The sequence below is a fragment of the Pseudomonas sp. PICF6 genome (assembly GCF_009831705.1).
Taxonomy (GTDB): domain Bacteria; phylum Pseudomonadota; class Gammaproteobacteria; order Pseudomonadales; family Pseudomonadaceae; genus Aquipseudomonas; species Aquipseudomonas rhizophila.
This window is the reverse complement of the sequence record NZ_WUUD01000035.1, coordinates 398,272-409,957: the sequence shown is the minus strand read 5'-3', so window position 1 is coordinate 409,957 and position 11,686 is coordinate 398,272. Positions and strand designations below refer to the sequence as shown.

Here is an 11,686-nt window from a genome sequence, read left to right as displayed (position 1 = left end):
GCCGTCAGTCCGCCTGTACCGTGACTTGACGCTGTTCACCCAGGCCCTCGATCCCCAGGCGCATGGTCTGGCCCGGCCGTAGGAACACCGGGTGGGGCTTGATGCCCAAGCCTACACCGGGGGGTGTGCCGGTCGAGATGACGTCGCCGGGTTGCAGGCTCATGCAGCGGCTCAGGTAGGCAATCAGTTGCGGCACGCTGAAGATCAGCGTCCGGGTATTGCCGTTCTGATAGCGGTGCCCGTCGACCTCCAGCCACAGATCCAGCGTATGCGGGTCGGCGATTTCGTCCCGGGTCACCAGCCAGGGTCCAAGAGGGCCAAAGGTGTCGAAGCCTTTGCCCTTGTCCCAGGTGCCGCCGCGCTCCAGTTGCCACTCACGCTCTGACACGTCGTTGATGACGCAATAACCGGCGACATGCTCCAGGGCGTTGGCTTCGTCGATGTAACGACCGCCTTTACCGATGACCACGCCAAGTTCGACTTCCCAGTCGGTCTTGAGTGAGCCACGCGGGATCTGGATGTCGTCGTTCGGTCCGCAGATGGCGCTGGTCCACTTGTTGAAGATGATCGGCTCTTTCGGCACCTCCATGTTCGACTCGGCCGCATGGTCGGCATAGTTCAGGCCGATGCAGATGAATTTGCCGACCTGCCCGACACAGGCACCGATCCGAGGCTGGCCGGCAACCAGGGGCAGGCTGTACGGATCGAGGGCTGCGAGTGTTGCCAGGCTGTCCGGGCCCAGGGCCTGTCCGGCGATGTCCGGCACATGGCCCGACAAGTCGCGGATCTGCTCATCGGCATCCAGCAGGCCGGGTTTCTCCGAACCTTTCTCGCCGTAACGCAACAGTTTCATGGAGTTCTCCTGTTCAGATTCAAAGTGAAAACCGGGTTCAGATACTCATGCCGCCATCGATAACATGCACGCCACCGGTGGTGAAGCTCGACGCATCGCTGCCCAGGTACACGGCCAACTGCGCGATTTCTTCGGTACTGCCGATACGGCCCATGGGCTGACGTTCGAGGAACTGCCGGTAAACCTGTGTCTCATCCACACCTTGTTGCGCAGCCTGGGTCGCGATGCGCTGTCGGAGCGACGGCGAGTCCACGGTACCAGGGCATATGGCGTTACAACGGATGCCCTGAGTGACGAAGTCGATAGCCACAGCCTTCGTCAAGCCCACTACCGCCGCCTTGCTGGCCGCATAGGCAAAACGGTTGGGCACGCCTTTGATGCTGGAGGCCACCGACGACATGTTGATGATCGAACCGCCGCCCCGCGCCTGCATGCCTGGCAGAAATGCGCGGATCATCCGGTACATGGCCGTGACGTTGAGGTCCAGCGAACGCGCCCAGGCGGCTTCGTCGCACTCCAGGATGTTGCCGCTGTGAACGTAACCGGCGCAATTGAAGAGCACGTCCAGCCCACCGATACGCTCGCAGGCAGCGCTGATGGCAACGGTCGACGTGACGTCCAGGTTGATGGCAGTAATCCCTTCAATGCCAGTGAGGGCATGGATATCGATGTCACTGGCGAACACCTCGGCGCCGGCTCGGGCGAAAGCAATGGCGCTGGCCAAACCAATGCCCTGCCCCGCTGCCGTCACCAACACCCGCTTATTTTGCAGATTCATGCAGTCTCCAGTTGCACTGCCGTGTCGGCGTGCTTGGGAGTCCTGCCGAGCATCGAGGCAGGGATGGCCAGGATCAGTCCGCCGCTGACCAAAAGACACAGGGCGAGTACATAGGTGCCGTTGTTGATGTTGCCCGTGAGGGTTTCCGCCACGGCGGTGATCATCGAACCGGTGAACCCCGACAGGTTACCGATGGCGTTGATCATGCCGATGCCGGCCGCGGCGGCGACGCCCGACAGCACGGTCCCCGGCAAGGTCCAGAAAATCGGCATCAAGCTGAGGATTCCCGAGGCGGAGACACTGAGGAAAAGCACGGACAACACCAGGTTGTCAGCGAAGAAGGCACTGAGGATCAAGCCGACGCCGCCAATGAACGCCGGGATCGCCGCGTGCAGGCGCCGCTCACCGGTGCGGTTGGAGTGCCGGGCATTGAGCAGCATCGCCACAACTGCCACCGAGTACGGGATGGCGGTCAGCAAACCGATGTGCAAACTGTTCGTGATACCGGTGCTCTTGATGATCGAGGGCATCCAGAACGCCAGGCCGTAGAAGCCGGTATTGAAGGTCAGCAGAATCAGCACCAGCAACCACACCCGAGGGTTGAAAAACACTTCGCTCAGCCGTGTGGCCTTGCCCTGGTTGTCGGTTTGCAGATTGGCCTTGAGCATGGCTTTTTCCGCGACGCTAAGCCATTTGGCTTTATCGATGTTGTCGGCCAGACAGACGATCACCACAAACGCCATGATGATCGAAGGGATGCCTTCAATGAGCAGCATCCATTGCCAGCCGGACAGGCCTTGCACCCCTTGCATGCTGTTCATCAGCCAACCGGAGAGAATGCCACCCAAGGTCAGACTGACCGGCAGTGCCAGCAGGAAGCCGGACATCACCCGGCTCTGCCGGTGGGTCGGAAACCAGTAATTGAGGTAGAGAATCACGCCAGGGAAAAAGCCCGCTTCGCAGATGCCCAACAGGAAACGCAGCACGTAGAACATCGTGCTCGATTCGAGGTGGAAGAAGGCCGCCAGCGGCACGGTGTAGGCCACGGCCATGGAGATCACCGCCCAACTGAGCATGATCCGGGCGATCCAGAACCGTGCGCCAAAGCGATGCAGCAACAGGTTGCTGGGCACTTCGAAGAGAAAATAGCCCCAGAAGAACATACTGGCGCCCAAGGCATACACGGTGTTGCTGAATTGCAGCTCGTTGAGCATATCGAGCTTGGCAAAACCGATGTTCACCCGGTCGAGGTAGGCGGCCATGTAACACAAGAGCAGGACCGGCAGGATGCGCCAGATAACCTTGCGGTAGGTCCGGTCCTCAAAATCGAGTTCACTGGCTTGCGACTGCGCGGGTAAATGCTCGGATACGGTTTGCATGAGGTCACCCCTGGGCATGTGGGCATGCCTGATTGTTTTTATTGAGTGGGTCACTCTACTGTCGGGAATTGATTCTTTCCCAATGGCATTTTTGGATTAACTGATAACGAGTCGTTATCAAGATAACCATCGGCCGGTGCCGAACTTGTGCCGAGGAGATTTATCTGTGGGAGCAAGGCTTGCCCGCGATGAAGACGACGCGGTCAGCGAGTACGAGGCGCCGGCATCGCGGGCAAGCCTTGCTCCCGCAGATTCACCGACTTTCTTGAGTGGACGATGTGGCAGCCAGACGCGCGTTTTCCTTGAGAATGTCAGCGAACTCCAGCGCCGCCCCCACCAGTTGCTCACCCTTGCGCGTGAGGATGCCGTAATCCTGCGGCACCAGGTGCAAGGGCGTATCGAGGGTTATCAACTGGCCGCTTTCCAGCAGCGGGTTGACCATGGCATTGGGCAGCATGCCGATCATGGGTCCGCGTTGTAGAACCTGGAGGAAAGTCTGCATAGAGATGGTGTCGATGGTATTGCGCGGCATCCCCACCCCGGCCTCGGCAAAGGCCAGTTCCATGCGTGCACGAATCGGTGTGCCTACCGGGTAGAGAATCCAGGGCAGGTCCACCAGTTGCTGCAAGGAAGTGGGCCCCGCGTTTGCCAGCGGATGTCGGCTGTTGACCACGATGCAGAACGGCTCCGGGGCCAACGCCTGGAAGTCATAGCGTTGCTGCTGGCTTTGATCGGTAAAGCGTGCCACCGCAAGATCAAGGTTTTTTTCTTCGAGCATCTCCATCAAATGGTTACTGGTCTGCTCAACGACTTCAATCGATAGCAGCGGCCACCTTTGCTTGATCTGCAGGATCGCCTCGGGCAAGGCCACCGCCGTGGCGGCGAAAATCCCGCCGACCTTGAGATAACCGTGACCGCCCTCGCGCAGGCTGCTGATTTGCTCAACGAACGAACGTGCATCATTCAAGGCGATTTGCGCATAACGCAACACATGCTCCCCCAGCGCCGTGGGCGGCATGCTTCGGGGCAGCCGTTCGAACAATGCAAAGCCCAGCAGGCTTTCTATTTCCTTGAGCATCTTGCTGATGGCCGGCTGACTCAGGTTCATCTGCTGGGCAGCCAAATGCATATTGCGTGTGCGCCCCAAGGTATCGATCAACATCAGGTGGCGAAATTTGAGCCAGCCGCAGAAGCTGGAAAAGGACAGGTCTGACATGGGCGTTCCTCGGATCAGCAATAACCTGACGTTATCAAATACTGAATATATCTCATTGGAGTTTATCGACCACCCACCCTAGCGTGAAGGCTTTACGAATCAGGAAACCTTTCCATGTCGCTACTGCTTACTCCCGAAAATACCCTGCCGGTCGATGGCGTGGCCGGAACCCTGATTGGTCGCGCCTGGGTGCCGGGCCGGATTGCCGGACCTTCGCCCATTGTGCTGCGCAGCGACGGGGTGTTTGATCTGTCGGAGCGTTTTGCGACCTTGAGTGACTTGCTGGAAACAGAATCACCACTGGCTGCGGTGCGGCAGACACCCGGTACCTTCATCACCACTGTCCAGGCCCTGCTGGCCAACACCGGCCTCGACGCCGACCCGTCCAAACCGTCGTTGTTGCCACCCCTGGATTTGCAAGTCATCAAGGCCGCCGGCGTGACCTTCGCCGCCAGCATGATCGAGCGAGTGATCGAGGAACAGGCCGGCGGCGACTCAACGAAAGCCCTAGCCATACGCGCCACCGTGCAAAGCGTGATCGGCGACAACTTGCGTTCGATCGTGCCAGGCTCGGAGCAGGCCATGCGCCTGAAGGCCTTGCTCATCGAACAGGGCATGTGGTCGCAGTATCTGGAAGTCGGCATCGGCCCGGATGCGGAAATCTTCACCAAGGCACCGGTTCTCGCCGCCGTCGGCAGCGGCAGCCGCATCGGCATTCATCCCGGCTCCCAATGGAACAATCCGGAGCCGGAAGTGGTGCTGGCGGTGAACAGCCGTGGCCAGATCCACGGCGCCACTTTGGGCAACGATGTCAATCTGCGGGACTTCGAAGGCCGTAGCGCGCTGCTGCTGAGCAAGGCCAAGGACAACAATGCCTCCTGCGCCATCGGGCCGTTCATTCGCCTGTTCGACGAGCACTTCAGCCTGGATGATGTGCGGGCCTGCGTGGTCGATCTGCAGGTACAAGGCGAAGACGGTTACCGGATGCATGGATCTAGCTCCATGAGCCAGATCAGCCGCGACCCGCAGGACCTGGCGGGCCAGACGCTCAACGCCAATCACCAATACCCGGACGGTTTTCTGCTGTTTCTCGGTACCCTGTTCGCCCCCACAGAAGACCGTGATCATGCCGGTGGCGGGTTTACCCACAAACTGGGTGACCGGGTCAGTATCAGCAGCCCATTGCTTGGCAGCCTGCATAACCAGGTGACCCACAGCTCTGACGCCGCACCCTGGACCTTTGGCGTCAGCGCTCTGCTGCGCAATCTCGCCTCCCGGGGGTTGCTCGCCCGCTGACGCAGAACCGTTTGCCGATTCGCCTAATTACAAGAGAGAAATGAATCATGACCGACACGCCAAAACGCCGACTGCGCAGCGAGCAGTGGTTCAATGATCCTGCCCACGCCGACATGACCGCCCTGTATGTCGAACGCTACATGAACTACGGGATGACCCGCCAAGAGCTGCAATCGGGACGCCCGATCATCGGCATCGCCCAGACCGGCAGCGACCTGACGCCCTGCAACCGTCATCACCTGGAGCTGGCGCAACGGGTCAAAGCCGGTATTCGTGATGCCGGCGGCATTCCCATGGAGTTCCCGGTGCATCCGATCGCCGAGCAGTCGCGCCGCCCCACTGCGGCGCTGGACCGGAACCTGGCCTACCTGGGGCTGGTGGAGATCCTCCATGGTTATCCATTGGACGGCGTGGTGCTCACCACAGGTTGCGACAAGACCACCCCGGCCTGCCTGATGGCCGCGGCAACAACCGACCTGCCGGCGATTGTCCTGTCCGGCGGGCCGATGCTCGACGGTCACCACAAAGGCGAGTTGATCGGCTCCGGCACCGTGCTCTGGCATGCGCGCAATCTGATGGCCGCCGGCGAGATCGACTACGAAGGCTTCATGGAAATGACCACTGCGGCATCGCCGTCGGTGGGGCACTGCAACACCATGGGCACTGCCTTGTCGATGAACGCCTTGGCCGAAGCCCTGGGTATGTCGCTGCCCGGTTGTGCGAGCATTCCAGCGCCCTACCGCGAACGTGGGCAAATGGCTTATGCCACCGGCAAGCGTATCTGCGAACTGGTGCTGCAAGACGTCCGCCCTTCGCAGATCATGACCCGCGAGGCCTTCGAGAACGCTATTGCCGTCGCCTCGGCACTGGGCGCTTCGAGCAACTGTCCGCCACACCTGATCGCCATCGCGCGGCACATGGGCGTCGAACTGAGCCTGGATGACTGGCAACGGATCGGCGAGGACGTGCCGCTGCTGGTCAATTGCATGCCGGCGGGCAAGTACCTGGGTGAAGGTTTCCACCGGGCCGGCGGCGTCCCAGCGGTCATGCATGAACTGCAAAAAGCCGGGCGGCTGCACGAAGACTGCGCCACGGTCAGCGGCAAGACCATCGGCGAAATCGTGCGCAGCAGCCTGACCAGCAACACCGACGTAATCTACCCCTTCGACACCCCGCTCAAGCACCGTGCCGGATTCATCGTGCTCAGCGGCAATTTCTTCGACAGCGCGATCATGAAAATGTCGGTGGTGGGCGAAGCGTTCCGCAAGACCTACCTGTCCGAACCCGGTGCCGAGGATAGCTTCGAAGCCCGCGCCATCGTGTTCGAAGGACCGGAGGACTACCACGCCCGGATCGACGACCCGGCGTTGGACATCGACGAACGCTGCATCCTGGTCATCCGCGGTGTTGGCACCGTGGGTTACCCCGGCAGTGCCGAAGTGGTGAACATGGCCCCGCCGGCCGCGCTGATCAAACAAGGCATCGACTCCCTGCCCTGCCTCGGTGATGGGCGCCAGAGCGGCACATCGGCGAGCCCGTCGATCCTCAACATGTCCCCTGAGGCAGCGGTGGGAGGTGGCCTGGCCTTGCTGAAAACCAACGACCGCCTGAAAGTGGATCTGAACACACGAACCGTGAACCTGCTGATCGACGAAGCCGAGATGACCCGGCGCCGACTCGAATGGACACCGAATATCCCGCCTTCGCAAACGCCCTGGCAGGAGCTGTATCGGCAGTTGGTGGGTCAGCTATCCACGGGGGGCTGCCTTGAGCCTGCCACGTTGCATCTCAGAGTAATTGCCCGCAGTGGTGAGCCGCGCCACTCTCACTGACGAGGGCAAGCCTGTTCATTGCCCCACTACCGCGCCGCCAGGATGTGAGCAGCTGGCTATCCGACGTTAAGCGTCGGCTAGCCTGGCCATCGGCCAGAAGCCCTACCGCGACCAAACGCTTACAAAATGACAACCGGCACCTCATCAAGTCAGAGCTCCTTCCAAAACGCCCATAACCTACTAAGGTTTTAATCGCCTGCTGAATCGGCGCGATTGCCTTCAGATGACCACAGTGCGACTTCCAGGGAAGGAGAAACCGTATGAATGCCAGATCGGACCCGGGCGGTGACGGCATCGTCCTTACACTGGGGGCCACCGAAAGCGTCGACAGTGTGGCCTACGCCTACGGGCATGCGCGCGAGACACTCTGGGATCACCCGCGCAATGCCGATCTGCGCCGTCAACACCCGGACGGGACGGCGCTCGCGGCGGGTGATTCGTTGTTCGTCCCGCCGCGTGTGAAAGCGACCTTCGAACAGAACGCCACCGGGCAAAGACACACCTTCCGCGTACTGAACACCCCTGCCATGCTCAGGTTTCGCCCTTATGCCCTCGCCGGACAGGGCCTGGCCCGGCACTTTCAGGTATTGCGCGGTGACACGCTGCTGGGCAGTGGCGAAGCCGAAGCCAACGGCGATATCGTCTGGCCTCTGGAGCCCACCGCCGACGACATCACCGTGCGCGTAACCTTTGACGGCTTCTCCCGCGATTATCATCTGAGGCTGCGCGCGCTCGACCCGATCAGTACCCTCAAAGGCGTGCAGCAGCGTCTGCGTGGCCTTGGCTACTTCAACGGCGACTGCGATGGTCAGATGGATGACGCGACCCGTGTGGCCATCGGTGCGTTCAAGATGCAGGCCGGATTGCCCGACGACAATGACTTACTCAGCGATGCCGTACGCACCGCGCTCCACGGCTACCACGGCGAGGCCCCCGTATGATCAGGGTTCGCAAAACGCCTACGGCCCCTCCCGCGCTACAGCGCTCGCACGATGCCATGAAAAACAACGTCCTGCAGGCTGTCCAGGCTGGCGCTTCGGTGGTCCTCTGCACCAAAGGCACCAACACCGCCAAAACAAAAAGTGTTCCCAAAGGCTCGGTGAAGGTCGTCATCGATGACGACCAATACAAACCGCCCCACGCCAAAGCGCTGCTCAAGGTCGACCAATATGGCAAGTGCGCCTTTTGCGAGGCGCGCTTCATGGACACCGCAGGCGGGGATGTTGAACATTTCCGGCCGAAAAAACGCCACGACGGTTTCGTTCCAGTGAACGACAAGGCAATGGATAACCTCGGTTATTTTCAGTACGTGTACGACTGGAGCAACCACTTGTGGTCATGCAAGGAGTGCAACGAGACCTACAAGAAGAACTACTTTGACGTGATACCGGACAATCTGGCGCAACCGCCGCCGAGACTGGAAGACTTCAACACCGAGGATGAGTTCTGGGACGCCATTGGCGAATGGGGCCGGTTCAGGCCACCGCGCCACGACGCGTGGGACGACCCGCACAACGCCGAGAAACCGGTGTTGATCAATCCTGTCACCGAGAATCCCCGCGAGCACATCAACTTCAATTGCGCGACAGGACTGGCCATCCCCGCCCCTCTGAATGACCTCAACCAACAAATGCAGCCCACCAGCGACAGGGGTGGCAAGAATATCCTTGTGCTCGGTCTGAACCGCAAGGAGCTTGTGTTCGCCCGCATGCGGCATCTGACAATGTTGCGAGGGGTTTTTCTGGAGATGACCCACAGCCTCGACCTGACGATCGAATTCCTGAAATGGCAACGTGGAGAAGAGTGGTTCAAGACCTTGCAGGAACCGACATTGCGCCACCTGGTGAAATACCCCGACGCTTATCAGGTATCGGACAATCCAACGCGCTGCGCTATCGAGTTTTTGTTCTATTCGACAACGCCTCAGGCACCGTTCTCTGGATTGGCAATGGACGCCTTTGCCTGCTGGAGCCTGGAACTGGCCCGGCACGTGATGCAGTTGCGCGAGCACATCACTCAGCTGCAGGCCGCACAAAGCGGGATAGCCCCGGCCACCCGCAGCGTCCACGAACTCCCCCGGCTCAGTCTGCATGCGACCATCCTCGCTACCTACAAGGCGGACATGAAGGCGCTGCAAGCATTGCGCGACACCCTTGAGGTGTATGCTCCGCTGTGGAATGCCGGCTTTGAGCAAACGCACATCGAATACGTCTGCCGGGATCGCCTGGAAAAAGTCATGGCTGAGCACGCCCAATTTTTCCTGTGGCAAAAGAACTATACCCGTTACGACCCGGCTTTCGTCGCCGGCTATCTGACCCACGAACGCAACTTCCTGGATGTCTACAACGCCCTGGAAACCTATGAGTGCGACAAGAGTACATGGAGCAATGCGATAGACGCGATGAGGCGAAACCTCAATAGATACGGGCCGGATCTCGCAGAAGACCTCACGCCCCATTGCAATCAGGTCGTCGCCCGACTCAAGGTGGTGACGCAAGCGTTCGACCAGGATCGAAACCTGACTCAGACAGCGCCCTGGTGCAACGAAGTGGTCAAGATAGGACAGGATGCTGAACAGCTTACCGCTGAGCTCGACCGCCGTTGCCAAGCCTGTGGGAACGAAGATGCCAGCAACAGCACCACTGAAATGCGCACCACGCTGACGAAAATCGCCAACGCCGTCGCCAAGCTGAAAGCGGGCGACATTCCCCGAGAAGTGATGCCACTTGAATTGCCAACTGCTCCTAAACCCTGGATCACGCCAAAGGCCACCGGGCTGCGCAAGCGCGCCGGCATGCCCCAAGACCTGGACGCCGCGTGGAAGCACATTCGCCTGCGATCCAATTCATGAGCCGCGGCATCGCTCGACGGCACGCTGATCGAGTTTGGGAAACGTCACCTGACAGTTGCCGGGATCAACCCCTTCCGCTCTCGCCCGGCCGAGTTCGTCAAGCACACCGCTGCGCTGGGTCCCATTGGGCAGCACAATGACGTAGGGCTCCCCGCTGACGGGCTGCCCCTGCATATCCAGTAACTCGATCTCCACGAAGGTCAGCGCAACCGGCTCAAGTGGATTGACGGACTCGGACGAGGCTTTTACCCGCGCACGCTTGTGAGCCGCGGCGGACACCGGTGCAACAACCGCTTCCACAGCGCCCGAGGCCGGTAGGCGAACGGGCATCGGTCGTTGATGTGGAGACACGTAAGCACACAACTCGCCACTCGACAGCTTGCCCGCGACCTGACGGCGAACCTCGTCATCGTCCAGCAGATGGACCAGAATCCCCTGGGCGGATAATAGCGCGCGCAGACGGGCTACTTCACCGCTCCCGGCAAAATGTCGGCGAATAAAGCGCTCTGCCTGCCACGGTTCACGCACATCGATCCTGGTCGCCGGGCTTCCCTCTCGCAGCGCGGACTGGCCATCAGCAAGGTTGGATCGAGTACCCAGCTCGATACGATCAGCCCCGTCAAAAAAACAAATCCGCATAGGCTGCCAGTCCCGGACAGGAGGATGAAGAGGCAGTGTAGATGATCCAGCACCGGTGATTTGTGCCTATTCGGCAAGCTTGGTTGCAAGGTCGCAGGCCATCCATGGCAAGGCGCCCAGAGATTCAGTTGAACGGACTGCGTGGGGACTCAGAGCTTGTGACTGCCCAATGCCAGGTATCGCTGCGGTGACGCCTTACGAAGTCGGGCCGCCAAAAACACACCCGCCAACAGGGCCACGGGAATAATCGCGCAGAGACCGTATGACAAGGCCTTGCTGGCGCCCGTCAACACATCGAAGTGCATGACCGCGATGACCAGCACCGACAATAGGGCAAGACAAGAAAAACCGGGGAAGATCCGCCCACGCCAAACGCCCAGCTTGAGCTCAGGGTGGCGTCGGAAGAAGACCAATACCGCTGCCGAAGTGATCGCCATCAGTAAAATCACGCAAAGCGTCGCCAGGCTGGAAAACCAGGCAAAAAGTTGCAGAATCGGATCGGCATCCATGGCGGCGAAAATCAGCACGACCACGGCAGAGATCAGGCTCTGCAATGCCGACCCCATATGGGGGCTTTGGTGGACGCGATGGGTAGTCCCCAACTGACGCGGCAACAGGCCGTCACGCCCGATGGCGTAGAAGTAACGCGCCGCTGCATTATGAAAAGCCAGCAGGCCGGCGTAGATACTGACCATGAACAGCACCCGGATAATCTGAGTCAGATACGGGCCGACGAAATGGTCGGACATGCCATAAATGAACGTCGTCGGGTCTTGCAAGGCCTGCAGCGTGGGCACAATCTTGTCCGCCCCTACGCCCACCACCATCGACCAGACCGACAG

Annotated in this window: 10 protein-coding genes; 4 read left to right on the top strand and 6 right to left on the bottom strand. The window is 60.2% G+C overall.

Going from position 1 to position 11,686, the window contains the following annotated elements; translation table 11 throughout:
• Positions 1-4 precede the first annotated feature (4 nt).
• From GSM73_RS26345 to GSM73_RS26330, 4 genes are all read right to left on the bottom strand, one after another.
• Complete coding sequence (locus GSM73_RS26345) at positions 5-853, bottom strand: ureidoglycolate lyase (protein ID WP_160894361.1); 849 nt, start codon at positions 851-853, stop codon at positions 5-7.
• A gap of 37 nt (positions 854-890) precedes the next feature.
• Positions 891-1,631: an SDR family oxidoreductase gene (locus tag GSM73_RS26340; RefSeq protein ID WP_160894359.1), complete on the bottom strand. Its 741-nt coding sequence runs from the start codon at positions 1,629-1,631 to the stop codon at positions 891-893.
• Entirely contained in the window at positions 1,628-3,010 is a 1,383-nt protein-coding gene (locus GSM73_RS26335) for an MFS transporter (RefSeq protein ID WP_160894357.1), read from the bottom strand. The genes GSM73_RS26340 and GSM73_RS26335 overlap by 4 nt, the downstream gene beginning before the upstream one ends.
• Positions 3,011-3,263: 253 nt before the next feature.
• Entirely contained in the window at positions 3,264-4,226 is a 963-nt protein-coding gene (locus GSM73_RS26330; protein ID WP_160894355.1) for a LysR family transcriptional regulator, read from the bottom strand.
• A 114-nt stretch (positions 4,227-4,340) separates the two neighbouring features.
• Between GSM73_RS26330 and GSM73_RS26325 the strand changes: the two genes are divergently transcribed.
• From GSM73_RS26325 to GSM73_RS26310, 4 genes are all read left to right on the top strand, one after another.
• A complete protein-coding gene (locus tag GSM73_RS26325; protein ID WP_139049784.1) occupies positions 4,341-5,522 on the top strand; it encodes a fumarylacetoacetate hydrolase family protein in 1,182 nt (393 codons plus the stop codon).
• Positions 5,523-5,569: 47 nt separating this feature from the next.
• Positions 5,570-7,354, top strand: coding sequence for an IlvD/Edd family dehydratase (locus tag GSM73_RS26320; RefSeq protein WP_160894353.1), 1,785 nt, complete (start codon positions 5,570-5,572; stop codon positions 7,352-7,354).
• 260 nt (positions 7,355-7,614) lie between these two features.
• Positions 7,615-8,295, top strand: coding sequence for a peptidoglycan-binding protein (locus tag GSM73_RS26315; RefSeq protein ID WP_160894351.1), 681 nt, complete (start codon positions 7,615-7,617; stop codon positions 8,293-8,295).
• Between the two features lie 56 nt (positions 8,296-8,351).
• Complete coding sequence (locus tag GSM73_RS26310) at positions 8,352-10,205, top strand: protein Hnh (protein ID WP_256677109.1); 1,854 nt, start codon at positions 8,352-8,354, stop codon at positions 10,203-10,205.
• Here the strand turns inward: GSM73_RS26310 and GSM73_RS26305 are convergent.
• A complete protein-coding gene (locus GSM73_RS26305; RefSeq protein ID WP_160894349.1) occupies positions 10,200-10,844 on the bottom strand; it encodes a hypothetical protein in 645 nt (214 codons plus the stop codon). The genes GSM73_RS26310 and GSM73_RS26305 overlap by 6 nt on opposite strands.
• Before the next feature lie 149 nt (positions 10,845-10,993).
• Positions 10,994-11,686, bottom strand: a 693-nt coding sequence (locus tag GSM73_RS26300; RefSeq protein WP_256677108.1) for an amino acid permease, incomplete at its 5' end; no start/stop codon positions are given.